The organism is Actinoplanes sp. NPDC051475 (genome assembly GCF_040689425.1).
Classification (GTDB): Bacteria; Actinomycetota; Actinomycetes; order Mycobacteriales; family Micromonosporaceae; genus Actinoplanes.
Map to the genome: position 1 here is coordinate 135659 of NZ_JBFAZZ010000011.1, position 25424 is coordinate 161082.

Below are 25424 nucleotides of genomic sequence, written 5' to 3' on the forward strand. Positions count from 1 at the left end.
GGCGATGCAGCGTCCCGGCCGTGCGGATGTGCTGCACGCATCAGCACGATGATGAGATCAGCACTGTGATGGTGGTGCCGCTGGTGGGGTGCTCGCAGTCGTGGTCGAATCGCCGGGCCGTGCGGTGGTGCAGTCCGCGGGAGCAGATACGTAGTTCGCCGTGGTGGGCGGTGACGATGGCGTCGACCAGCGACAGGCCGAGCCCGGTGCCAGGTGTGGTACGGGCGGTGTCGGCGCGGGTGAAGCGTTCGGTGGCGTGTGGCAGGAACCCGGGTTCGATGCCCGGTCCTTCGTCGTGGACGACGATGCGGACCGCGGCGCCGAGGGTGTCGGCGTGCACGGTGATCGGACCGGCGCCGTGCCGGACGGCGTTGTCGAAAAGGTTGGTCAGGGTCTGTCCGAGCGCGGCGGCGTCGCCGTGGACCAACAGACCGGGTGCGACCTGTACATGTAGCAGCCGGCCGGCGGTGGTGGCGCGGTATCGGTCGGTAATCGTGGCGAGCAGTTCGGTGACGTCGACGCTGGTGTCCGCGACGCGGGCCGGGTCGGCGGGGGTGCCGACCCGTAGCAGGGTGTCGGCGAGGTTGATGAGGTCCTGGGTATCGGCGGCGGCGCGCCGCACGACGTCTTCGAGTTCGGTGGTGCTGCGGGTGCGGCGCAGCGCCAACTCCAGCTCGGTGGACAGCAGGGTCAGCGGGGTGCGCAGTTCGTGGCTGGCGTCGGCCACGAACCGGCGTTCACGCTCCAGTGCGGTCTCGAGGGCGGTGAGCATGTCGTTGAGGGTGCGGCCGAGGCGGGCGACCTCGTCGTGGGATCCGGGCGGGACGCTCAGGCGTACGCCGGTGGCGCCGGCGGCGATCTGCGCGGCTTGGGTGCGGTACCGCTCGACGGGTACGAGTGCGGCGCGGGCGAGGCGGTAGCCGACGAGCGACGCGACGGCGAGAGCGGCGAGTTGCGCCAGGGCGAGCTGGCCGATCAGTTCTCGTAGGGCTTCGTCGCGTTGGTCACGACGGACGGCGACCAATGCGACCGCGGGCCCGGTCGCTGTGGTGGCGCCGGGGTGCAGGGGTACGGCGAGGAGCCGCAGCGGCCGGTCGCTGATCGGCAGCAGCTCACCGCGGTCCTCGCGCAGCGGAGCGCGCAGGGCGGTGCGTAGCTCGGCCGGGCGTAGCAGGGAGGGCCTGGGCAGGCCGGGTGCGGAGGCGAGCACCCGGTTGCTGGTGTCGAGTAGCTGGTAGTACTGGCCGTGCGGAAGCAGCGGTGCGTCGCGGGGGCCGGCTGAGGTGGTAGCCGCGGCGCGCAGCTGGGCGGACTGCTCGGCGAGGTCCTCGTTCAGGCGCAGGTCCAGGGCGTACTGCACCCGCAGGTAGACGAACGCCCCGGCGGCGGTGAGCACCAGCAACATGGCGGCGGCGAACCCGGCGACCAGCCGGATCCGCAGCGGCAGTCTCCCCCACAGCGCGGCGGCCCGACGCCGTACGGCGGAGGTGGTGGTGATGGGGGGCATGTCAGCCGCCGGCGGGGTCGAGTCGGTATCCGGCGCCGCGCAGTGTTTGGATCGCGGCCCGCCCGAATGGTTTGTCGACCTTGCTGCGCAGGGTCGCGACGTGCACGTCGATGACGTTGGAGCGCAGGTCGGTTTCGCCGTCCCAGACCTCGTCGAGGATCTGATATCGGGTCACGCATTGCCCGGCGCGGGCTAGCAGCAGGGCGAGGATGTCGAACTCGCGGGCCGACAGGTCTATTTCGGTGTCGCCGCGCAACACCCGCCGGGCGCCGCGGTCCAGGCGCAGGTCCCCGGCTTGTAGGGCGGCGGTGTCGCCGGGGGTGGCGCGGCGGTGCAACGCCCGCAGCCGGGCGAGGAGTTCGTCGAAGGCGAACGGTTTGCTCAGGTAGTCGTCGGCGCCGGCGTCGAGGCCGGCGACCCGGTCGGGGACCTGAGTGCGGGCGGTGAGCATGAGGATCGGCACGCCGATGCCGCGTTCGCGCAGGCCGCGGCAGACGGCGAAGCCGTCCAGGCCGGGCAGCATCACATCCAGCACCACCGTGTCGTAGGGCTGCGTGGCGGCGGCGAGCAGCCCGTCGGTGCCGGTGTGGCATACCTGCACGGCGTGCCCCGCTTCGCGCAGGCCGCGGGCGATCAGGTCGGCCAGGCGCCGTTCGTCCTCGATCACCAGCACCCGCACGAGCCCACCCTTCACCGATCTCGCCCCACCGACGTTGGCGGTAACGGCAGTGCATCACACCGGTCGTGGGTCTTCATCTTTCCTTCATGGTGCGTTCACTACCGTGCGTCGAGCCGGTGAGCTGCGCCGACACCCCGCCCCCGCTTCGCGAGGAGAACGCGTCCGTGACGACTGTGCCCTGCGCCCCGGCGACTCACGTTGCCACCCGCCATGCTCGGGCAACCGGCGGGCGGGGCTGAGATGCGCCTGCTGCATGACGTGGTGCTGGCGGCGAACGCGGGCCGGGGTCCGCTGGACGCTGCGGACCTGCTGGTCCGGGCTGCCGTCGACGTGGTGGCGCTGCTGGCGCTGACCGCCGGGTTGTACGCGCGCCGGCACAGCGGCCGGGAACTGCTGATGGTCTACGTGTGCTTCAACATCGGGCTGTTCGCCGCGCTGACGATGATCACCACAGGGAAGTTCCCGGCCGGCGTCGGGTTCGGCCTGTTCGGCGTGTTGTCGATCATCCGGTTGCGTAGTCAGACGTTCTCGACCGCGGAGATCGGCTACTTCTTCCTCGCCCTGGTCCTCTCGCTTGTCAACGGGTTGTCCGGCCGCAACCTCGCCCTGTCGATCGCCCTGTCCGCGGCCCTGCTGATCGCGGTGTACCTGGCCGATCACCCGGCGCTGCACCCGACCGTGCACACCGCCCGACTGACGTTGGCCCGTGCGTATCCGGACTCGCCGCAGCTGCGCCGCGCCGCCGAGGAACGCCTGGGCGGGCCGGTGGTGGAGCTGAAGGTGCTGGAGATCGACGACGTGCGGGACACCACCCGGGTCGCGGTGCGCTACCGCCGCCCCGACGGTTCCCCGAGCGCCGAGTTCGTGCTGGACACCGAGGGTGCTGACCGGTGAGTACCGACTGGGTCAGCGGCCGTCTCGCCGCAGCCGCGCCGATTGGGCTGGCCGAGCTGGACGCGGCAGCCGGGCTGCAGCAGCGCGTCGACACCAAATACCTGATCACTCTGGAGCAGCTCGACCAGGTCGCCGACGCGTTGACCGCCGGCCACCGGCGGCTGTCCATCGACGGGGTCAGCGCGTTCGCGTACCGCAGCAGCTACCTGGACACCGCGGAGCACGCCTGCTTCCACGCCCACCGACAGGGCCGAAGATTGCGGTTCAAGGCCCGCACCCGCTGCTACGACGACACCGGCCTGTGCCGCTTCGAGATCAAACTCAAAGACGGACGCGGCGGCACCGACAAGCACGCCCGCACCGTGCCGGCTACCCAGTTCGCCACGGTCCCCGACCTGGCACCGGCTTTGCTGACCGAGGTCCTGGCCACCCGCTACGGCATCCCCGCGCCCACCGACCTTGAGTCGCAGCTGTTGGTCAGCCACCACCGGCACACCCTCGCGGCCCGGTTGGGGGCGTGCCGGGTCACCCTCGACACCGGCCTGCGGTTCACCGCCGGGCCGGTCACCGCCGGCCTGCGCGACGACCTGGTACTGGTGGAAACCAAATCCGCTCGAGGCCGCAGCGACGCCGACAGCCTGCTGCGCCGGGTCGGCGCCCGGCCCGTCAACGTCAGCAAATACTGCGCCGGCATGGCGCTGACCCACCCGCACCTGCCGGACCAGCCATGGCGGCCGCTGCTGCGCCGGCATTTCACCGGCCCGCACCCAGCCGACATCGGGGCCAGGACCGGGCACCACCGCCCGCCCAGCCACGCCGCCGCCTGCTCCTGACCCGCACCGAGACGTACGAAGGAATCCGCCATGGCGCAAGCCCGCACGGTCAAGATCGGGATCGCCGCCGCGGTCGTCGTCCTCGTCGCGGTCGCCGCCGGCACCTACTTCTCCACCGCTGACAAACCGAACCCGATCAAGTCGCACCCGATGCCGGCGCTGTTCACCGCCGCGCAGACCGCACCTCTGCAGCAGGCTCTCGCCGCGCAAAGACCGCTTGCCGATCAGGCCTACGTGCAGTGGGCGGCGACCCATCCCGGCCGGGACGACGCCGCTTTCACCGCGTTCGCCATCGCGCACCTGTCTCTGCCTCCGGATCCGCAGCAGCAGGCCGGCGAACTTGCCGAGGTCCGCCGGTTGGCCGCTCAGCGCACACCGGCCGGGATCACCGCAGCGACTTGGCTCGAGCAGTACGGCAAGAAGAACGTCTGGACCCTCTATGCCCACGACCTCGCCGACCTGCAGTCCGCCGACCAGGGCGCCGCGCAGATCGCCCGGCTCAAGACCAGCCTCGCCCTCGCCAAGTCGATCACCGCCGCGGCCCAGGCCCGGTTCAACCGGCAGGCGCCGTTCATCGCCGATCCGAGCCTGCGCTCCGACAAGGCCGGTATCACCGCGAAACTGTCCTACCCGTCGGCCCACACCGCCGACGCGTTCACCGCCCTGACCCTGCTGGCGCGCGCCTACCCACCCCGGACCGAGGAGTACGCCTACATGGCCGCCCAGGTCGCCTACTCCCGGCTCTACATGGCCGGGCACTACCGCAGCGACCTGCTCGCCGGCGCGTTCCTCGGCGACCTCATCGGCGACTACGAAACCGGCACCACCAGCGCCGCAGCCTGCCCGCCGGCCTCGACCGCGCCGATCCCGGCCACCTCCGCAGTCACGCCGACCCCGCTCACGTCAACGGGACAGCGACCGGCATGTGTCCCGCCGCAGCTGGCCGCCGCCGGCCCGACGCCGTCGGCCTGAGCCCGAACGGACCACCATGCTGATCGCTGCTGCCCCCGCGTCCTGTACCCGCTGGTTCCTCGACGTCAACCACCTAGCCCCGCACACCCCGTGGCTGCACACCCCGGTCAAGGCCTACGCCGACTGCGGCGCTCTGCTGTTCGCGCTCCTGCTGCTCGCCGGCTGGTGGACCGCGCGCCGCCGCGCGAACATCACCGTCATGTCCGCCGCGCTCTGGGCGCCGGCCGGGATGCTGCTGGCCGCTGCCGTGAACCAACCGATCGCCGCCGCCGTCGTCGGCGAAGCCCGCCCCTACACCACCCTGCCGCACATCCTGGTACTGGCCACACTTAGCACCGACCCGTCATTTCCCTCCGACCACGCCACCATGGCCGGGGCCGGCGCCGCCGGGCTGCTGCTCGTCAGCTGGCGCCTCGGCCTGACCGCCGTCGTCGCGGCCGCCGGGATGGGATTCGCCCGCGTGTACGTCGGCGCCCACTACCCCCAGGACGTCCTGGCCGGACTGGCTCTCGGGGCGCTGGTCACCCTGATGAGCTACCTCGTGGCCCGCCGCGCCCTGGCCGGCAGCAGATCACCGACGAGCTCCGCACCAGGGAAAACGCCACCCAGCGTCGGCAAACCGACTGGAGCGGCCGCAAACGCGCGACCGCCACAGCCCTCATCTGGATCCACATCACCCAAGGCGAACACCGCCTCGCGCCCCACCGCCGCACCCCCGGCACCATTCCAGGCACCCCGCAGGACCCCGGTCTCGACATCGACCGCGCATGGTGGCGGACACGCGCGGGCAAGCCAGGGCACCACTACCCGACGCTACAACGCACCCTCCGCGCGTACGCCGACGAGCTTGCTCGCATGATCGACTTCGCCAACTAGCATGCTCAACCTTCGCCAACTAACGCGCTCAGTCACATTGCTTTTTTGTCGGAGGGGGGTGTTACTCTCTCCAGTAGTTAGAACGAGTGTTCGATTGGTTCGAACGGCTGTTCCAGCCGGGCCGACACCGATCCGACGGTTGCCCCTCCTGGCAGTCGACGATCGGACCGTCCCGCGGAGCGGCCGGCCGGTCGGGCGCTCGGACTGACTGAGGGAGCCGCGTTCGCGGCGTGGCTCCCGGGTGCGGCGCCCGCGAAGCGCCGCACGCAAGGTCCGGGCATTCGCGGGTCCGGGCCTGCACCAGGCAGGACCGTCGTCCGCCGCCCTCGACCCCCGGGCAGCGGACGACGGACCCGCCGGCGAAGTCCGGCCGGGTGTGGTGTGGGGAAGCTTCACACCCGGCCGGCGCTTCACCCCGCTGTGCCTTCCTCCGCAGCGACCCGGTTCGACCAGCACGTCGGATGCGACACACGCGAGGAGAGACCATGGTGAGCAACGCGGCACCGGGCCTGAGACCACCCGTCCCGCAGCCGAGCCGTCCAGACCTCGGCCTCCGGGGCGTGGACGAGCCCGAGCCTGCCGCTGCCCCCGGCCCACGCGCGGACGGCCTGGCGCACGCCCCGACGGCCGGAACGCAGGCGGCCCCGACGATTCCCGCCAACCTCCTGCCCAACCGCACCCCGGCGCAGCTGCTCGCCATCGCCCGCCAGGGCCTGACGGAAGCAGCCCGCACCCGCCCCGACGGCCTGCGCTACGCGGCGGCCCACCTGGCCGCCCTCAGGGCAGCCGCGGCCGTCCTCGCGGCCCGTGCCAGACCGGCCGCCCCCACCCGCCGCAACCGTGTCACCAGCGTCTGGTCCCTCCTGGTCCTGGTGGCCCCGGAGTTCGGCGACTGGGCCAGCTACTTCGCCCTCGGCGCCACCAAACGAGCCGCGGCCGAAGCCGGCATCCCCCGCGTGGTCACCGCCCGCGAGGCGGACGACCTGCTGAGAGCCGCGGAGACCTTCGTCTCGCTGGTGCAGTCGGCGCTGGGCCTGGCCTATCAGCCCACCTTCGAAGCCGCCTGACCCCCGGAACGGCCGCCGTCCGGGCTGATCCGGCCCCACGGCCCGGTCGAGCCGAAGACCCCTCGCTGCCTGGCTCCCACCCAAGCGGCTGACGCGGCTAGGCCTCCAGCTCCGATGGCCGGCGTTGACCGGGCTCCGGGTCCGGTGGTCGACGTTGAGCAGGCTTCGGGTCCGGTGGCCCGGCGGTGGCTGGGGCTTCGGGTCCGTGGGGCGGCGCTATCCGGCTTTCCGGGCTGGTGGTCGGGACTGTCGGCTTGGTTCGAGGCTGGTGCCGACGTCGTCCGGGCCGCGCTTCGCCGCCTTCAGCGCCGTCCGCCGTCGGCGGCGGGGACCCCGGGCTTTCCGATGTGGATGTGCCCTCCGGCAGATCCATGAAGATCAACTTGAGTGAACGTGTACAGCGGGGCGGGGCGGATGGCCGGGCGGATGATCAGTGGGGCTGCGGCTCTTGCTGAGCTGGTTCGCCCCGCTGGGGACGCCGACGAGGGCGGGATGCACCGGGTGCTGCCGGTGCTTCCCGAACTCGGGCGGTTGCTCCCCGGGCGCGGCCTCCGCCGGGGCAGCACCGTCGCGATCGGTCTCGCCTCCGACCCCGGCTCCGCGTGGGAACCCGCCGGTTCCGGCTCCGCGCGAAAATCGACCGGTCCCGGTGCTGCGCGGGAGGCGGCTGGTTCCGGCTTTGGGCGGGGGTCGGCTGGTGCCGGTGCGATGCGGGAACCGGGGTACGGCTGGAACCGGGGCGGCGCGAGTCGGGGTGGCGTCCGTGATGCTCCGGGGCGGGAGAAGGGCGTACGCCGGAATGTCGGTGGCCGTGAGAACGGGGTAGCGCGGGCCGGTAGCGGAAGCACCTCTCTTCTTCTCGCCCTTCTCTCCGCCGCCTCCCATGCCGGGTCGTGGTGTGCCGTGGTGGGCGTACCCGCGCTCGGGGCCCTCGCTGCCGCGGAGAGTGGGGTTGCGCTCGATCGGCTGGCGTTCGTGCCCAACCCCGGTCCCGAGTGGCCCACCGTGGTCGCCGCGCTCATCGACGGGGTTGATGTCGTGGTTGTCGCCGTTCCCGGGCAGGTTTCCGCCTCCATCGCCAGCCGTCTCGTCGCCCGGGCTCGGCAGCGGGGGTGTGTGCTCGTGCCGTACGGGCGGTGGGACGGGGCTGACGTCACGCTGCAGGTCACCCAGGGTCGGTGGGAGGGGCTGGGCGCAGGGCGGGGGCGGTTGCGGCGGCGGGAGGTCACTGTGGTCGCCCGGGGGCGGGGGGCTGCCGCGCGGCCCAAGGAGTTGACCCTGTGGATGCCCGGGATGGCTGCGCTGCCCGCGCCCCCTCCGCTCGGGGCCGGACGGGATGCGGCGGCCGGACAGGACACGGTCCGGGGGAGTGCGGCCGGGCGGGACGGGGCCGACGAGCGGGCCGCCGGGAAGGCCGGCCGGGGACGCCGGACCGGCGAAGAGGAGGCCGGGCGGGAGGCGCGGTTGTCTGTGGTGGAGTCCGCGTGAGTGCCGTCTCTGCTCCCCGTACCCTGCTCGTCTGGTGCCCGGACTGGCCGGTCGTCGCCGCGGAGATCGTGGATGGGGTTTCTGCCGACGGGCCTGTGGTCGTGGTGCGGGCGAATCGGGTGGTTGCCTGTTCCGAGGCCGCCCGGGCCGAGGGGATTCGGCGGGGGTTGCGGCGGCGGGAGGCTCAGGGGCGGTGTCCTCAGCTCGTTGTCGTCGAGCATGACCCGGGGCGGGATGCTCGGGCCTTCGAGCCGGTGGTGGCCGCCGTCGAGGAGGTTGCCGTCGGGGTGGAGGTGGTGCGGCCCGGGGCTTGTGCGCTGGCCGCGCGGGGGCCTTCGCGGTATTTCGGGGGTGAGGAGCGGGCTGCCGAGCGGATCGTCGAGCAGGTGGCCGAGGCCTGTGCCGTCGAGAGTCAGGTGGGGATCGCCGACGGGGTGTTCGCTGCCGGGCTGGCCGCGCGGGCCGGGCGGATCGTTCCGGCCGGGGGTACGCGGGAGTTTCTCGCCGAGGTCACCGTCGAGGCGCTGGAGCGGCCCGAGTTGGCCGATCTGTTGCGCCGGCTCGGGGTGCCGACGCTGGGGGGCTTCGCCGCGCTGCCCGCTTCCGATGTGCTCAGCCGGTTCGGGTTCGACGGGGCGTTGGCGCACCGGCTTGCCGCGGGGCTCGATGATCGGCCGCTCGCCGTACGCCGGCCGCCGCCCGACCTGGAGGTGACCGGCACCTACGACGAGCCGCTCGAGCGGGTGGATGTCGCCGCGTTCGCCGGGCGGGCGCTGGCTGAGCGGCTGCACGACCGGCTGGGCGCGTACGGGCTGGCCTGCACCCGGCTGGGCATCGAGGCGGTCACCGCCGACGGGCAGGAGCTGCACCGGGTGTGGCGGCACGACGGGCTGCTCACCGCCGCGGCCATCGCCGAGCGGGTGCGGTGGCAGCTCGACGGGTGGCTGACCGGGGCTCGCCGGGGTGCGCCCGCGCGGCCGACCGCGGGGCTGGTGCGGTTGCGGCTCGTCCCGGACGGTGTGCTCGTCCATCTCGGACTGCAGCCGGGACTGTGGGGTGACGCGGGTGCGGAACGCGAGCGGGCGCATCGGGCGCTGAGCCGGATCCAGGGTCTGCTCGGGCCGGACTCGGTGGTCACGGCGGTGACCGGCGGGGGGCGGTCCGCCGACGATCAGGTCCGCTTCGTGCCGTGGGGCGACGAGCGGGAGCCGGCCCGGCCGGCCGCGCCGCCGATGCGGATGCAGGAGCCGGTGGTGGTCGCGATCGACGACCCGCCGCCCCCGGACGAGAGCCCCCGGGGGAAGGGCAAGCTGCCGCCCTGGCCGGGCCGGCTGCCGGCGCCCGCCCCGGCCCTCGTGCTTCCGCAGCCTGCGCCCGCGGTGGTGCTGGACGAGACGGGTACGCCGGTGGGCGTGAGCGCCCGCCTCGAGCTCACCGGCAGCCCGGCCGTGCTGGTGATCGGCGAGGAGTCCGCCGCGGTCGCCGGGTGGGCGGGGCCGTGGCCGGTGGACGAGCGGTGGTGGGCGCCCGGCGAGTCGCGCCGGCGGGCCCGGTTCCAGGTCGCCGTCGAGGACGGGCGGGCGTTCCTGCTGTCCCTGGCGTCCGGGCACTGGGCGATCGAAGCGATCTACGACTAGGCGGGGAGATGGGTTTCCACAATCCACGGATGCCGTGGGGCGAGCTGGAGAAGACGCTGACAGGGGAGCGGCACCTGCACGTCGTCGACCCGCTCGCCGTCGACGGGGACGGCGGTGATTCACCCGCGTGGAGTCGCAAGCGGGAGCCGTACGAGGCTCCCGCGCTGATCCGTACGGTGGGCGAGGAGCCGTACGCCGAACTGCACTGCCACACCAACTTCAGCTTCCTGGACGGCGCGAGCCACCCCGAGGAACTCGCCGAGGAGGCGGCGCGGCTGGGGCTGACCGGGCTCGCCGTCACCGACCACGACGGCTTCTACGGGGTGGTGCGCTTCTCGCAGGCCGCCCGGGAGCTGGGCCTGCCCACGATCTTCGGCGCCGAGCTCTCCCTCGACCTGACGAAGCCGCAGAACGGCGAGCCCGATCCCGAGGGCCGGCACCTGCTCGCCCTGGCGCACGGGCACGAGGGGTACGCCCGCCTCGCCCGGACCATCTCCCGCGGCCAGCTCGACGGCGCGGAGAAGGGCAAGCCGGTGTACGGCGACCTGGAGCGGATCGCCGAGGTGCTGCGCGACCACGTGCTGGTGCTGACCGGCTGCCGCAAGGGCAGTGTCCCGTGGGCGCTGGCCACCGAGGGGGTGCACGCCGCGGCGCGCGAGCTGGACCGGCTGGTGGGTCTCTTCGGCCGGGGCAACGTCGCCGTGGAGCTGACCGATCACGGCGACCCGTACGACGACGACCGCAACGACGTGCTCTACGACCTCGCGAAGAGTCGCCGGTTGGAGGTGGTCGCGACGAACAACGTGCACTACGCGACCCCGGGCCGGCGGCGGCTGGCCACCGCGCTGGCCGCGGTCCGGGCCCGGCGCAGCCTCGACGAGGTCGACGGCTGGCTGCCCGCGGCCGGCACCGCGCACCTGCGCAGCGGTGCCGAGATGAAGCGGCGGTTCGCGGCGTACCCGGGTGCGGTGGAGGCCGCCGCCATGTTCGGTGAGGATCTGGCCTTCGACCTGAACCTGGTGGCGCCGAAGCTGCCGGACTTCCCGATCCCCGAGCCGGGGCACACCGAGATGAGCTGGCTGCGGGAGCTGACCATGCGCGGCGCCCGGGAGCGGTACGGGCCGCCGCAGGCGCACCCGAAGGCGTACGCGCAGATCGAGCACGAGCTGCGGATGATCGACGAGCTGAACTTCCCCGGCTACTTCCTCGTGGTCTACGACATCGTGCGGTTCTGCCGCGAGAAGAACATCTACTGCCAGGGGCGGGGTTCGGCGGCGAACTCGGCGGTCTGCTACGCGTTGCGCATCACCAATGTGGACGCCGTCGAGTACGACCTGCTGTTCGAGCGGTTCCTGGCGCCGGAGCGGGACGGGCCGCCGGACATCGACGTGGACATCGAGTCGGACCGGCGCGAGGAGGTGATCCAGTACGTGTACCGCACGCACGGCCGGGAGCACACCGCGCAGGTCGCCAACGTGATCTCGTATCGCCCGCGGTCCGCCGTACGCGATATGGCCAAAGCCTTTGGATTCTCGCCCGGGCAGCAGGATGCGTGGAGCAAGCAGATCGATCGGTGGGGGAGCGTCGCCGCGATCGACGTGGACGACATTCCCGAGCAGGTGGTCGCGTTCGCGAACGAGGTGCAGAGCTTTCCGCGGCATCTCGGCATCCACTCCGGCGGCATGGTGATCTGCGACCGGCCGATCATCGAGGTGTGCCCGGTCGAGTGGGGGCGGATGCCGGGGCGCACGGTGCTGCAGTGGGACAAGGACGACTGCGCGGCGATCGAGCTGGTCAAGTTCGACCTGCTCGGCCTCGGGATGCTGTCGGCGCTGCACTACGCCTACGACATGATCGAGTCCGACCTGGACCTCGGCACCATGCGTCTCGACGACGAAGAGATCTACGCGATGCTGTGCCGCGCCGACTCGGTCGGGGTGTTCCAGGTGGAGAGTCGTGCGCAGATGGCCACGCTGCCCCGCCTCAAGCCGCGGGAGTTCTACGACCTCGTCGTGGAGGTGGCGTTGATCCGGCCCGGACCGATCCAGGGCGGCTCGGTGCATCCCTACATAAGACGGAAAAACGGGCTCGAGGAGGTGACCTATCCGCACCCCTTGATGCGCAACGCCTTGGAGAAGACGCTCGGTGTGCCGCTGTTCCAGGAGCAGCTCATGCAGCTCGCGATCGACGTCGCGGGGTTCGACCCGGCCGGGGCGGACCAGCTCCGGCGGGCCATGGGATCCAAGCGGTCCGTCGAGAAGATGGAAAGGATCAAGAAGCGACTGTACGAGGGGATGGCGGAGCGCGGCATCACCGGTGACCTCGCCGACGACCTGTTCCTGAAGCTGTCCGCGTTCGCGAACTACGGCTTCCCGGAGAGCCACGCGATGAGCTTCGCCTACCTCGTGTACGCGAGCGCCTGGCTCAAGCGCTATCACCCGGCGGCCTTCTGCGCGGCCCTGCTCAACGCCCAGCCGATGGGCTTCTACTCGCCGCAGTCGCTGGTGGACGACGCCCGCCGGCACGGCGTCGAGGTGCGGCGCCCGGACATCAACCTCAGCGACGCCGCCGCGACGCTGGAGTCCACGGCGGCCACCCGGTGGGGATCCGCGCCGGAGGAACCGCCGCATGCGTGGGGGCTGGGCGGTCCGGCCGTACGGATGGGGCTGTCGAGTGTCCGTACCCTCGGCGAGGAGCTGGCGAAGGCCGTCGAGCAGGAGCGCCGCGCGCACGGGCCGTACCGGGACATGGCGGATCTCGCCCGCCGGACCGGATGCTCGACCGCCCACCTGGAGGCCCTCGCGACCGCCGACGCCTTCGCGGGTTTCGGTCTCTCGCGCCGGGAGGCGCTGTGGGCGGCCGGGGCCGCCGCGCAGGACCGGCCGGACCGCCTTCCCGGTACGGTCACCGGCACCGAGGCTCCCACCCTGCCCGGCATGGGTGACGTGGACAAGCTGGTCGCGGACGTGTGGGCGACGGGCCTGTCCCCGGATTCGCACCCGGCGCAGTTCCTCCGCGAGGAGCTGACCCGGCAGGGTGCGCTGCCGATCGCGAGGCTGGGCCGGGTCGAGGCCGGCACCCGGATCCGGGTCGGCGGCATCGTCACGCATCGGCAGCGGCCGGCGACGGCGGGCGGGGTCACCTTCGTCAACCTCGAGGACGAGACGGGGATGCTCAACGTCACCTGCTCGCCGGGGCTGTGGCAGCGCTACCGCCGGGTGGCCCGGACCAGTTCGGCGCTGGTGGTGCGGGGGCGGCTGGAGAAGGCGGCCGAGGGGGTGCTGAACCTGGTCGCGGACCGGCTCGACGCGCTCACCCCGCCGGTCACGCCCGCTTCCCGGGACTTCCGCTGAACGGACACTATATTTCCGTTCTGGGCGTACGGCACCTTTTGCGGCGTACACCGAATGCGCGTACGAAACGCACGACGGGGGAGCGACACCATGATCCGTACCATCGGCCTGTCCGTGGTCCTGGTGCTCGCCGTGGCGAGCCCGGCCGCCGCGGCGGCGAAGAAGAGGACCGAGCTCGAACTGAGCTACACGGCCGACGCCGGCTACGCGGCCGCGGTCATCCTGCGCTGCGACCCGGCCGGCGGCCCGCACCCGAAGAAGGGCAAGGCGTGCGCCGCGCTGGCCAAGGCGGGCGGCGACCCGGCGAAGCTCAAGCCCGCGCGAGGCGTCCTGTGCACGATGGAGTACGCGCCGATCACCGCCCGGATCACCGGCCGCTGGAAGGGCAAGAAGGTCGACTGGTCGCGGACCTTCGGCAACCCGTGCGACATGGCCCGCGCGACCGGAGTGGTCATGGCCTTCTGATATCTGTCGGCTTCCGGTCAGTCATGCCCGGGAGTCCTGGTCTATTCGCAAGCGTCAATGTACCGCCGGGGTTCCACCCGGCGGGACATGGGGAGGACGCATGCGCAGACGAATGCTGCCCGCACTGTTGCTGGGCATTGTCACGATCACCGCGAGCACCACGGTCGCCGGCGTGCCGGCGGCTCACGCGCTGCCCGCCACCACCCTCGCGGACCGGGCCGGCTCCGGCACCGCCACCTCGGTCACGCTGATCACCGGCGACCGGGTCACGCTGCTCGGCGACGGCAGCACCGCCGTGCAGGCCGGGCCGGGGCGCAAGGGTATGCGGTTCGTGAGCGACCGCACTGCGAAGGGCCGGACCGTCATTCCGTACGACGCGGTGCCGCTGGTGCGCTCCGGCCGGCTCGACGCGCGGCTGTTCGACGTCACCGCGCTCGCCGCCTCCTACGCCGACGACCGGGTGAAGGAGTTGCCGCTGCTGGTCGCGTACCCGGGAAAGCAGGCCCGGCAGGCCAGAGCCGCGACCCTGGCGGCGGGTGCGCGGGTGACGCGCGACCTGCCCGTGGTCGGAGCGGTCGCGGTCCGTGCGGACCGCGCCGGCCGGGCGGCACTCTGGCAGGCACTGACCGGGGGTACGCCGACCGCCCGCACCCTGCGCCCGGGCATCGACCGGATCTGGCTCGACGGCACTCGGAAGATCAGCCTCGACCACAGCGTGCCGCAGATCGGTGCCCCCGCGGCCTGGCAGAAGGGCCTGGACGGCACCGGCGTGAAGGTCGCGGTGCTGGACACCGGCATCGACGCCACCCATCCCGACTTCGCGGGCCGGATCGCCGAGGCGCAGAACTTCACCGGCACGGCGAGCACGGACGACGAGGTCGGACACGGCACCCACGTCGCATCCATCATCGCCGGCAGCGGTGCCGCCAGCCAGGGCCGCTACCGCGGCGTCGCACCGGGCGCGCAACTGGTGATCGGCAAGGTCTGCGGCACCGAGTTCTGCGAGGAGTCCGACATCCTCGCCGGCATGTCCTGGGCCGCTGCCCGGGCACCGGTCGTCAACATGAGCCTCGGCGGCACCGACTCCCCGGGCATCGACCCGCTCGAGGCGGCGGTCGGCGAACTCACCGACCAGTACGGCACGCTGTTCGTGATCGCCGCCGGCAACGAGGGCGAGTACGGCACGGTCGGTTCCCCGGCCAGCGCCGACGCCGCCCTGGCCGTGGGCGCGGTGGACCGCGAGGACCAGCTCGCGTTCTTCTCCAGCCGGGGGCCGCGGGTCGGCGACAACGCGATCAAGCCCGAGATCACCGCGCCGGGCGTCGAGATCGTCGCGGCCCGGGCCGCGCACGGCGTGATCGGCGATCCCGCACCGCTGCCCGCGTACACGAGCCTGTCCGGCACCTCCATGGCGACCCCGCACGTGGCCGGCGCCGCCGCGATCCTGACCCAGCAGCACCCGGGCTGGACGCCGAAGCAGCGCAAGACCGTCCTCATGGGAACGGCGCAGCCGACCGAGGGCGTCGACGTCTTCGGCCAGGGCGCCGGCCGCGTCGACGTGGCCCGAACCGTCAGCCAGGCCGTCGCGGTCGACGAGGGGACCATCGGCTTCGCCGGTGAGCCGTGGCCGCACGGCGACGACGTGCCCGAGACGAAGACGGTGACCTACCGCAACGACGGCACCGAGCCGGTCACCCTGTCGCTGGCCCTGACCGCGCCGAGCAGCGTCTTCACCCTCGCTGACGCCACGGTCACCGTGCCCGCCGGCGGCACCGCCACCACCACGCTCACCGCGGACACCAGCGCCGACGTCGCCGACGGCTTCCACACCGGGTACCTGACCGCGACCGCGGCCGGCGTCCGTGTCGAGACGCCGGTGGGTGTCTACCGCGAGCCGGAGAGCTACGACCTCGCGGTCGAGCCCATCGACCGGGACGGCAGCCCCAGCGACACGATGTACGCCGTCTTCTTCGACCTCGCCACCGGCAAGTCCTACCCCGTCGACGGCGGGGCCACCACCTTGCGTCTGCCCAAGGCCGCGTACGGCCTCTACGCCTTCATCGGCGACGACGACGTGTCGTTGCTCGTCCAGCCCCGGCTGGTGGTAGACGGGCCGGCCCGGATCCGCCTGGACGCGCGGGCCGCGAAGCCGGTCTCGGTCACCGTGCCCACCGCGGGGGCGGCGCCGGTCCTGGCCGCGGTCAACGGCGAATGGACCAGCGACGACTACGGAGTCGGCGTCAGCGCCCTCGGCGACGGATTCGACGGCCTCTACACCGGACAGCTCGGCCCGAGGACGCCGATGGCGGCCTTCACCGCCTCGATCAACACGTCGTTCGCGGCGCCGGGTGCCGACGGCCGGTTCCGCAACAGTCCTTACACGTACGACCTCGGCTGGTTCTCGCCCGGCGTGATGTACACCGGGTTCCGCAAGGCGGTGCAGCCCCGCGACCTGGCCACGATCAAGGCCGCGTACGCCACCGAGGCCACCGGCGTGGAGGGCGTCAAGGCCAACTCCGCCCGGTACGGCGACAGCGGCTACTGGTCGGTGTTCATCCCGTTCGAGCTGCCGTTCCGGCGTACCGAGTACGTCAACGTGGACGGGCGTGCGCAGTGGTCCGGCTACTTCATGCAGCAGGTGCCGCCGCAGGGTGACGAGTGGCCGGTGACGGTCAGCGCGGCCGGGACCCCGCCGGCCACGGTGCGCGGCGGGCGCACGTACCAGCAGGAGTGGAACCGGGCGGTGTTCGCGCCGACGGTCGCCGCGCCGGAGTACCCGTTCGACTACGTGACCCGGATCGGGGACAGCATCGTCGCGCTGCTGCCCACCCACGGCGAAGGGCCGGGGCACCCCGGATACAGCACGCTCGAGTCGGCCCGGCTGGCGCTCTACCGCAACGGCACGCTCGTCGGCGAGTCCCCCGCCGAGCAGGCGGAGTTCGAGGTCCCGGCCGGCGCCGCCGACTACCGGCTCGAGCTGTCCGCCGCGCGCGGCGCCCCGCACACCCTGTCGACGCAGGTCAGCGGCGTGTGGACGTTCCGGTCCGGGCACGTCGACGGCGACGAGCCGCACAGGGTGGAGGTGTCCACCGTCCGGTTCCACCCGGCGCTGGACGAGCACAACGCGTCCCCGGCCGGGCGGGTGCTCGCCGTACCGGTCACCGTGGACCGGCAGGTCGGCACGCAGGTCCGGACGGTGTCGGTGCAGGCGTCGTTCGACGACGGGCGCACCTGGCGGGCGGTGCCGGTCCTCGGAGCCGGTGCTCACCGGGTGGCGGCGATCCGGCACCGGCCCGCGCGGGATACGTCTCGCTGCGCGCCACGGCCACCACCGGTGCCGGCACGGTGACGCAGACCGTGATCAGGGCGTACGCGATCCACTGACGCGGGACACCCCCGGGGGGTGGCGGGCCCGGCTCGCCGCCCCCCGGGCTGCAAGGGGCCGATACGCTGCGCACGTGGACACCGCATCGACGCGTACCCCCCGACCCCCCGTCACCGTGCGCACGGCCGCCGTCTGGGCGGTGCTGCGCCGCGAGCTGGAACGCCACGCCGGGCGTGAGCTGACCGTGCTCGACGTGGGCGGCGGTACGGGTGGCTTCGCCGTGCCGCTGGCCGAGGCCGGGCACCGGGTCACGGTCGTCGACGCCAGTCCCGACGCGCTCGCCGCCCTCACCCGCCGTGCCGCCGACGCCGGCGTGGCGGACTGGGTCGCGGCCGTCCAGGGTGACGGCGACGCGCTCGCCGGACTCGTCGCGCCCGGCAGCGTCGACCTGATCCTGTGCCACGCCGTGCTCGAGGTCGTCGACGACCCGGCCCGGGTCGTCGCCGCCGTCGCCGCCGCGCTGCGGCCCGGGGGAGCGGTCAGCCTGCTCGTCGCCGGGCGCGCCGCCGCGGTTCTCGGCCGTGCCTTCAACGGTCACCTGGGCGCCGCCTCCGCGCTGCTCGACGACCCCGACGGCCGGGCCGGTCAGCGCGACACGCTGCGCCGGCGCTACGACGCGGAGACCGCCGCGGCGCTGCTCACCGGGGCGGGGCTCACGGTCGAGGAGACCCATGGGGTACGGGTGCTCGCCGACCTCCTGCCCGCCGCGGTGGTCGAGGCCGACCCGCGAACGATGCTCGACCTGGAGCTCGCCCTGTCCGCGCGGCCGCCCTTCCGCGACATCGCCGCCCAGCTGCACGTCTTCGCCCGGCGCCCGTGACCGCGCTCGACGTCGTGCGGCCCGCGTACGGGTCGGGCAGCCTGGCGGAACTGCTGCCGAGCGTGGGCGCGGTGCTCGGGGTGCCCGGTGCCACGGACGTGCTGGGGCTGGGCGCGCGGCTGGACGGCGTCGATCGGATCGCGGTGCTGCTGGTGGACGGGCTGGGGGCGTATCAGATCCCGGTCGCTGCCCCGCACGCGCCGATCCTGACCCAGCTGGCCGGCCGGACGCTGACCTCGGGTTTCCCCTCCACGACACCGGTCAGCCTGACCACGCTGGGCACCGGCGCGGCGCCCGGCGCGCACGGCATCCTCGGCTTCACGACACGCCGGCCCGACGGCGGCGTGCTCAACCACATCAAGTGGGACACGGATCCCGATCCCGCCGCCTGGCAGCCCGTCCCGACCTGGTTCGAGCGGGCGGGAATCCGGACCACGCTCGTCACCAAGGCGGACTTCCGGGGCACCGGCCTGACCGTGGCGGCCTACCGGGGTGCGGCGTTCGCCGGCGCCGACAACCCGTACGCGCTCTCCGAGGCCATGCTCGCCGCGCTCGCCGAGCCCGGCGTCGTGTACGGCTACCACCCCGACCTCGACCACCACGGGCACGTGTCGGGCATCGACTCCGACCAGTGGCGGGCGGCCGCGGCGGTGGTCGGCGAGCTGATCACCCGTCTCGTCGAGGGCCTGCCGCCCGGGGCCGCACTGCTGGTCACGGCCGACCACGGGCAGCTCGACATCCCCCTCGACGGCCGGGTCGACCTCGCCGCCGATCCGGCCCTCGGCGCGGGCATCGCAGGGGTCGCCGGGGAGGCGCGGGCCCGCTACCTCTACACCCGCGACGGCGCAACCGCGGATGTCGTGGACGCGTACAGGTCGGTGCTCGGCTCGTCGGCGTGGGTGCTCACGCGCGAGGAGGCGGTCGAGAGCGGCCTCTACGGCCCGGTTCCGCCCGGCCACCTCGGCCGGATCGGGGACGTCGTGGTGATCTGCCTGGACCACACCGTCGTGCTCGCCGGCGGATGGGAGCCCCCGGCGGTCGGTGAGCTGGTCGCCTACCACGGCTCGGTGACCGCCACGGAGATGACCGTTCCGCTGCTCACTTATGTCAGACCCCCTGTCTAGTCTTCAGGCGTGGGACGCAGCCAGGCCATCGGACGCGGGCGGGACCCGCGGTTCGGGCCGGAGGCCGACGACGCGGGCTGCACCGTGCTGCACGTCGACATGGACGCGTTCTTCGCCTCCGTGGAGGTCCGCCGCCGCCCCGAGCTGCGCGGCAAACCCGTCGTGGTCGGGGGTGCGGGTCCGCGCGGCGTCGTGAGCTCAGCCAGCTACGAGGCCCGGCGGTACGGCGTACGCAGCGCGATGCCGGGGATGCGGGCCCGGGCGCTCTGCCCGAACGCGATCTTCCTGCCGCCCGACTTCTCGGCCTACTCGGCGGCCTCCGACGCCGTCATGCGGATCTTCCGCGACGTCACCCCGTTGGTCGAGCCGCTGTCGCTCGACGAGGCGTTCCTGGACGTGGCCGGCGCCCAGCGGCTGCTCGGCCGGCCGGCGGCGATCGCCGCGTCGATCCGCCGGCGGGTGGTCGAGGAGCAGCGGCTGACCTGCTCCGTCGGCGTCGCCGCGAGCAAGTTCGTGGCCAAGCTCGGCTCGACCCGCGCCAAGCCCGACGGCGTGATCGTCGTCCCGCCCGGCCAGGTCCTCGACTTCCTGCACCCGCTGCCGGTCGACGCGCTGTGGGGTGTGGGGGAGAAGGCGGCCGCCCAGCTGCACCGCCTCGGCCTCACCACCGTCGGCGACCTGGCCCGCGCGCCGCTGAGCATGCTGCGCTCCGCCCTCGGCGAGGCGTCCGCCGCCCACCTGCACGAGCTGTCCTGGGGCCGCGACCCGCGCCGCGTCGTCGCCGAGCACGAGGAGAAGTCGATCGGCGCCGAGCTGACGTACGACACCGATGTCACCGACCCGGCGGTGATCCGCCGCAGCATGCTCGCGCTCGCCGACAAGGTCGGCGCCCGGCTGCGGGCGAGCGGAAACGTCGGCCGGACGATCTCCATCAAGATCCGGGTTGCCGACTTCCGGACGGTCAACCGCTCCCGCACGGTGCAGACGACGACCGATGTGGCACGCGAGATCTTCGAGATCTCGTGGGCCCTGTTCCAGGCGCTGCGCCCGACCGAGCCGATCCGCCTCGTCGGCATCCGCGTGGAGGGCCTGGCCGCCGCGGCGACCGCGGCACGGCAGCTCACCCTGGGCGAGCCGGAGCGCGGCTGGCGCGAGGCGGAGGCCGCCGCGGACGCCGTGGCGGCGCGGTTCGGCCGCTCCATCGTCGGACCGGCCAGTCTTTTGGGACGAACCGATCTTCGCCGCACCGAAAATCACCCGCACTCGACGGTCGTCCCGCTTTCCGACCCGCCGACCCCCTCGTAGACTTGCGGTAAGGCAGCCGGACGGCTGCCTCGCACCATCGGCCCGCCTGCACCTCCGCCGGGGGGCCGGACATGCGCCCGGGGAGGAATGCCGTGCCGCTCTCTGAGCACGAGCAGCGGCTGTTCGATCAGATCGAGCGGTCGCTTGCCGAGGACCCCAAGTTCGCCTCGGCTGTGCGGAACAGTGATCCGCGTTTCCACGCCCGGCGCCGGCTGGTCGTCGCGGCGTTCGTGATCGTCATGGGTCTCGCACTGGTTGTCTTCGGCACGGTGAGCAGCAATACGCCGCTCGGCGTGGCCGGTTTCGTGGTCATGCTGGCCGCGGCGGCGTTCGCGATGCAGAGCCGCCGGAAGGGGCAGGCACCCGACCTGCACGCCGTCGGCGGGACCGCGACCCGTCGCACCCGGCAGACCCGCAAGGCCGGCTTCATCGACCGGCTCGAGGACCGCTGGCGTCAGCGGCCCGAGGGTCACCGCTGACCAGAAACCCCACGGCGACGAGATGGCGGCCACGCGGCCGCCATCGCCGTATCCGCCCGCTGCTCACTCACGATGACCCGGGCACCGCGCAACGTCGATTCCGAGCTCCGACTCCGGGAGACGCAACGTCTTTTTGTGCGCCCTGCGCATGTGCTTGTCGTGTCACGTAGACCGGCGCGGGATCAGGTCACGCCAGGTCGAACGCCGCCAGAATCGCCTGTGTCAACTCGATCTCCTGCTCGGGCCGCAGCCGCCCGATGGCCCGTCCCAGAGCGTCCGCAGGAACCGTGACGATATTGTCGCAACTGACCACGCAAACCTTGTCGACGCCGTTGCGCTCCGGGTCGAGTGCCACTTCGGTGGACAGGCCCCGAATCGTGCCGGTGATCGGTGCGACCGTCACCCGCGTCAGGTAGGGCCGCACCTCCTCGCGGGTCAGCACCAGAACCGGACGGGTCTTGTCCAGTCGGGCCACGTGAATAGGACGCATCAATCGATGTCCATCGGCTGGCGTGCCGCGTAGGCGGCAAGAGAGTCGGCGTCCGCATCGGCCGCGGCCGCAGCGTAGATCTGTGCGTCACGTTGCGCCGAGAGGCTGCGCTGCATGCGCCGCAACGCCGCCGTGATGGCGGCGGCGCGGCTGTCGGCCGTTCCCTCCTCGACCTGGCGGTCGACGAAGGCAGCGATGTCGTCCGGAAGACGAACGGTCATCTGAACAGTCATACCACGACTATACCGACCCGGTATGGGAACGGTATAGCCGATCAGCGGGTGCGGCCGGCGAGCAGGCGGCGGGGGCTGAACCGGACCATCACGTCACGGCCCCGGCTCATCGTGACCATCCAGCGTGCCGACGAGTCGCCCAGGCGCATCCGCCAGCGCAGCATCACCGACGGCGGGAACAGGACCGCGATCAGCCGGGTGCGGCGGGTGGCCGTACGGGCCAGGCCCTTGCGGACCTCGGTCAACGCGTCGGTCAGGCCCTGGCCGCGCAGCGGACTGCGGGCGTACCGGGCCCGTTCCTCGGCGTGCCCCAGCAGGGCCGCGCCCTGCGCCAGGTCGTCCGTCAGGTCCGCCTCGCGGACGAGGCGCTGGGCGGTGTGCCGGGGCGTCTCCGTCGGGTCGACCGGCACCCGGTAGTCGACCATCGTGTCCACGAGCTCGTCCCAGGCGGCGTGGGCGTCCTCGCGAGCCCGGTTCGACTCGGTGGTCACGGTGACGCCGCGGTCGCCCGGTGGGGACGCTCCGGACGCCGCCGCCACGCTCAGCGGGACGGTGGCCGCGTGGCGCCGCTTGCGGAGCAGGACCCGGCGCAGGGCCGGGACCAGGAGCAGGGCGATGAGCAGCGCGGCGAGGCCGGCGGTCAGCAGGCCCGTGGAGGAGCCGTTCGACGGGGCCGCGGCTCCGGGGGCGTCGAGGGAGTCCGCGTCGAGGTCCTTGTCGGGGCGGTTGCTCGCGCCCGGGCCGGCCGAGCCCGCCGCGCCGGGGGCCGTGGACGCGCTCGACGACGCCGAGGGCGTGTCGACGCGGTCGGTGTCCGGCGCCCACTCCGAGCGGCTGGAGCCGACCACCGCCGCCGCCGGGGTGGCGTCGAACGGGATCCAGCCGTAGCCGTCCAGGTAGACCTCGGTCCAGGCGTGGGCGTTGCGGTTGGTGAGGACGTACGTGTTGCCGTCCCGGCCGCCGCCCCGGGTGAAGCCGAACGCCACCCGGGCCGGGATGCCGGCCTCGCGCACCATCCAGGCCAGCGCCGCCGCGTACTGCTGGCAGTAGCCGGTCTTGTTCTTCAGGAATGCCGAGATCGCCGAGGCGCCGGCCTCCGGGTCGGCCGCCTGGAGGCTGTACGAGAAGCCGTTCTCGCGGGAGAAGTAGCTGTAGAGCGCCGCGATCTTGTCGTACTGGGTGTCCTCGCCGCGGGTGAGGCGGGCGACCAGGGCCTCGACCTTGGGATCGTCGGGCACGGTGGTGAACTGTGTGCGGATCGGGTCGTCCACGGCGAGCGGCTCGGCCTGGCGCAGCTGGCCCGGCGTGTACTTCGCGCGGACGTAGTCGAAGGAGTACTTCTTGCCCTTCGTGGTGGTGCGGTTGGAGAAGACGACCTGGGCGCTGGGGTCGTACGACCAGGCGCCGTCCAGGCCGTCGATGTCGACCGTCCCCGAGTAGATCGGCGCGAGGGTCTGCCCGAAGTCCTGGGTGATCTCGACCTCGGCGTGGTACTGCTGGAAGCTCCCGCCGTTGGTGGTGCCGCTCAGCCGCGGGTCGCTCATGCCGCGCGACAACGGCCGTCCGGTCGGGGTCCGGTTGCTGAAGCCCTCGGCACTCAGCACGTCGGCGGTGCCGAAGCGCAGATAGAACGGGTCCGGCTCGCTGGTGGTGACCCGGACGTAGTCGGTCGTCTGGCTCTGGTTGAGCTGCCCGCTGAGCGAGGCGAAGAGGTTGATGCGCCCGTTGCCGCCGCTGCCCGTACCGTTGCCGGCCCCGCCCGTGCCCACCTGGGTGAGCTGGTTGAGCAGGCCGGTGTTCAGGCCCGGCACGATCAGCGGGAGCAGGACCGCGGCGGCGACGCCGATGACGGCGAGCCGGCGTCCGGCCGCGGCCAGCGGCGACGGCTCCCACACGTCTACGTCGCGGCCGTCGCCGGTGAAGCGGCGGCCGAAGCGGCGGACCCGGTCGACGTTGTCGGCGACCAGCAGCCAGAGGAAGCCGATCGCGCCGACGATGAACGGGATCACCGGGACGCTGTCGATGTAGACGGCCACCGGCACCGAGTAGATGGCCAGCATCGGCAGGCCGGCCAGGGCCGGGCGGCGCGCGACCACGGTGAGCAGGTCGACCGCGACGGCCACCGAGCCGATGCCCAGCGTGGCGATGAACAGCAGGCCGTCGCGGTCGGGGACCGGTACGCCGTACGACCGGGTGTCGTTGCCGGCCTCGGAGAACAGCTGGGCGAAGTGGTTGAACGTCGCCGGCGACGGGATCAGCGACAACAGCTCGTCGCCGCTGGGGAACATCCAGGTCAGCGTGAGCAGGAGGGTGACCACCATGGCGGCGGCCTGGGCCCAGGTGGGCAGGCGCAGGGTACGGGTCAGCACCGCCGCGCCGGCGACCAGGCCGACCGCGAGGATGCACTGCGTCAGCCAGGTCCAGGTGTCGAAGATCGCCGACAGTGGTGCCGCGGACAGCAGCGTCGCCGCGGCCGCCACCAGCCCGAGTCGTCGTCTTCCGGTCACAGCGGAACTCCCGTCATCACATGCCTGCCACGGTCTCGGCCATCGCCGCGCGGTAGGCGAAACCCTGCGATCCCCGCCCGGCCGCCGGCCACAGCGCCGCGAGCGAGTCGCCGTGCGCGACCGGTACCGACCACCAGCCGCTGCGGACCAGGGCCAGCGACGTCGAGGCGTGCTGCCGGTCCGCCTCCTCGCGGTCGGCGGGTGCCATGTTCACCCAGGTGGAGCTGTCGATGGCGAACCCGATGCAGGTGGCGCCGTTGCCGCGCAGGCCGGTCAGCACCTCGGCCTCGGCGACGGTGAGCGCCCCGAACAGGCCGATCACCAGGCCGCCGTCGGAGCGGCGCCGGACCGCGTCGACCAGGCCGGCGATGTCACCGGCCTGGGTCAGCTTCACGTCGGCGAGGGTGTCCAGGATCGCGCCCTCGCCGCCGGCCTCGATCGCGTCGAGGTCGATGCCCGTACCCGTGACCAGGCGCAGCTTGTATCCCGCGTGGCGCAGGTGGACCGCGATGCTCGCGGTCGCCGACACCGCCCACTCGAAGCTGGCGGCCGGGCCCTCGCCGCGGTGGGCGTAGAGCCGGGTGTCGAGCACGACCGTGGCGCGCGACTCCCAGGGCTGCTCCTCGCGGCGCACCATCAGCTCGCCGGTGCGCGCGGTCGAGCGCCAGTGGACCCGGCGCAGGTCGTCGCCGCGGCGGTACTCGCGGGTGGCCGCGTCGTCCTCGCCGTGCACGGCGACCGAGCGGGCGCGGCTGTCGCCGGTGCCCGCGTACTCGCCCGCCAGCCGGACCGAGGGCAGCGGGACGACCTGCGGGATGACCGTGAGCCGGTCGACGCTGGGGAACGAGCGGGTCAGCTCGCACAGGCCGAACGGGTCGGTCAGCTTGATCACCAGCGGGCCGACCGGGTAGCGGCCGCGGACGTCGGCGCGCACCGTGTACGCCACCGAGCTGGCCATGTGTGCGCCCAGGCGTTCCAGCACCACCCGGGGCCGGCTGCCCAGTGCGTACGGCAGCCGATCCTCCAGCAGCAGGGTGCCGGTGGGCAGCCGGGACATGTTCTGCAGGCGCAGCACCACCCGCGCGCTTGAGCCGACCGGGGCCCGGCCGGGCTCCAGCGACCGCGTGCAGGCCAGCTTGTAGCGGCTGCGCCCGACGTACGCCGCGGCGAGCAACGGCAGCGCCGCGAGCAGGATCGCGACGCGCAGCAGGTCCTTCTCGCCGAGGATCACGGCCGAGACCGCGGCGGCGCCCCCCGCGGCGAGGAAGGAGCGGCCGCGCGTCGTCATGCCCCGCAGGGCTTCCCGCATG

Annotated in this window: 20 protein-coding genes; 14 read left to right on the top strand and 6 right to left on the bottom strand. The window is 72.9% G+C overall.

Translation table 11 applies throughout. The features are described 5' to 3' along the window. Positions 1-40 precede the first annotated feature (40 nt). Both AB0368_RS23035 and AB0368_RS23040 read right to left on the bottom strand, forming a co-directional pair. Complete coding sequence (locus tag AB0368_RS23035) at positions 41-1507, bottom strand: ATP-binding protein (protein ID WP_366155990.1); 1467 nt, start codon at positions 1505-1507, stop codon at positions 41-43. Position 1508: 1 nt separating this feature from the next. Then, a complete protein-coding gene (locus tag AB0368_RS23040; protein WP_366155991.1) occupies positions 1509-2186 on the bottom strand; it encodes a response regulator transcription factor in 678 nt (225 codons plus the stop codon). A gap of 210 nt (positions 2187-2396) precedes the next feature. Between AB0368_RS23040 and AB0368_RS23045 the strand changes: the two genes are divergently transcribed. From AB0368_RS23045 to AB0368_RS23110, 14 genes are all read left to right on the top strand, one after another. Next, a complete protein-coding gene (locus AB0368_RS23045) occupies positions 2397-3080 on the top strand; it encodes a DUF4956 domain-containing protein (protein ID WP_366155992.1) in 684 nt (227 codons plus the stop codon). Further along, positions 3077-3913 carry a polyphosphate polymerase domain-containing protein gene (locus AB0368_RS23050; RefSeq protein ID WP_366155993.1) on the top strand — a complete coding sequence of 279 codons (837 nt, stop codon included), beginning with the start codon at positions 3077-3079 and terminating at the stop codon, positions 3911-3913. Before AB0368_RS23045 ends, AB0368_RS23050 begins: the two co-directional genes overlap by 4 nt. Before the next feature lie 30 nt (positions 3914-3943). Then, the gene (locus AB0368_RS23055; RefSeq protein ID WP_366155994.1) at positions 3944-4885 is read left to right on the top strand and encodes a phosphatase PAP2 family protein; all 942 of its coding nucleotides are present in this window, start codon (positions 3944-3946) and stop codon (positions 4883-4885) included. Between the two features lie 16 nt (positions 4886-4901). Further along, positions 4902-5744 (top strand): phosphatase PAP2 family protein, encoded by an 843-nt coding sequence (locus AB0368_RS23060; RefSeq protein WP_366155995.1) that lies wholly within the window; start codon positions 4902-4904, stop codon positions 5742-5744. 625 nt (positions 5745-6369) lie between these two features. Next, positions 6370-6828: an SAV_6107 family HEPN domain-containing protein gene (locus tag AB0368_RS23065; protein ID WP_366156149.1), complete on the top strand. Its 459-nt coding sequence runs from the start codon at positions 6370-6372 to the stop codon at positions 6826-6828. Between the two features lie 708 nt (positions 6829-7536). Next, positions 7537-8316: a hypothetical protein gene (locus tag AB0368_RS23070; RefSeq protein WP_366155996.1), complete on the top strand. Its 780-nt coding sequence runs from the start codon at positions 7537-7539 to the stop codon at positions 8314-8316. Next, on the top strand, positions 8313-9953 hold the full coding sequence (locus AB0368_RS23075) for a DNA polymerase Y family protein (protein WP_366155997.1): 1641 nt from the start codon (positions 8313-8315) through the stop codon (positions 9951-9953). Before AB0368_RS23070 ends, AB0368_RS23075 begins: the two co-directional genes overlap by 4 nt. An 8-nt stretch (positions 9954-9961) precedes the next feature. After that, positions 9962-13306, top strand: coding sequence for an error-prone DNA polymerase (locus AB0368_RS23080; RefSeq protein ID WP_366155998.1), 3345 nt, complete (start codon positions 9962-9964; stop codon positions 13304-13306). Between the two features lie 90 nt (positions 13307-13396). Then, entirely contained in the window at positions 13397-13771 is a 375-nt protein-coding gene (locus AB0368_RS23085) for an SSI family serine proteinase inhibitor (protein WP_366155999.1), read from the top strand. A gap of 100 nt (positions 13772-13871) precedes the next feature. Further along, entirely contained in the window at positions 13872-17120 is a 3249-nt protein-coding gene (locus tag AB0368_RS23090; protein ID WP_366156000.1) for a S8 family serine peptidase, read from the top strand. Positions 17121-17229: 109 nt separating this feature from the next. Continuing rightward, on the top strand, positions 17230-17976 hold the full coding sequence (locus tag AB0368_RS23095; protein ID WP_366156001.1) for a methyltransferase domain-containing protein: 747 nt from the start codon (positions 17230-17232) through the stop codon (positions 17974-17976). Beyond that, positions 17973-19100: a nucleotide pyrophosphatase/phosphodiesterase family protein gene (locus tag AB0368_RS23100; RefSeq protein WP_366156002.1), complete on the top strand. Its 1128-nt coding sequence runs from the start codon at positions 17973-17975 to the stop codon at positions 19098-19100. Before AB0368_RS23095 ends, AB0368_RS23100 begins: the two co-directional genes overlap by 4 nt. 9 nt (positions 19101-19109) lie before the next feature. Then, positions 19110-20405: a DNA polymerase IV gene (locus AB0368_RS23105; RefSeq protein ID WP_366156003.1), complete on the top strand. Its 1296-nt coding sequence runs from the start codon at positions 19110-19112 to the stop codon at positions 20403-20405. A gap of 92 nt (positions 20406-20497) precedes the next feature. Then, complete coding sequence (locus AB0368_RS23110; RefSeq protein ID WP_366156004.1) at positions 20498-20884, top strand: DUF3040 domain-containing protein; 387 nt, start codon at positions 20498-20500, stop codon at positions 20882-20884. 187 nt (positions 20885-21071) lie between these two features. Here the strand turns inward: AB0368_RS23110 and AB0368_RS23115 are convergent, their stop codons facing one another. The 4 genes from AB0368_RS23115 to AB0368_RS23130 are packed head-to-tail and all read right to left on the bottom strand — an operon-like array spanning position 21072 to position 25423. After that, entirely contained in the window at positions 21072-21359 is a 288-nt protein-coding gene (locus AB0368_RS23115) for a type II toxin-antitoxin system PemK/MazF family toxin (RefSeq protein ID WP_366156005.1), read from the bottom strand. 14 nt (positions 21360-21373) lie between these two features. Further along, positions 21374-21607 (bottom strand): ribbon-helix-helix domain-containing protein, encoded by a 234-nt coding sequence (locus AB0368_RS23120; RefSeq protein WP_366156006.1) that lies wholly within the window; start codon positions 21605-21607, stop codon positions 21374-21376. Positions 21608-21648: 41 nt separating this feature from the next. Further along, entirely contained in the window at positions 21649-24114 is a 2466-nt protein-coding gene (locus AB0368_RS23125; RefSeq protein WP_366156007.1) for a DUF3488 and transglutaminase-like domain-containing protein, read from the bottom strand. A 16-nt stretch (positions 24115-24130) separates the two neighbouring features. After that, positions 24131-25423, bottom strand: coding sequence for a DUF58 domain-containing protein (locus AB0368_RS23130; RefSeq protein ID WP_366156008.1), 1293 nt, complete (start codon positions 25421-25423; stop codon positions 24131-24133). Position 25424 lies beyond the last annotated feature (1 nt).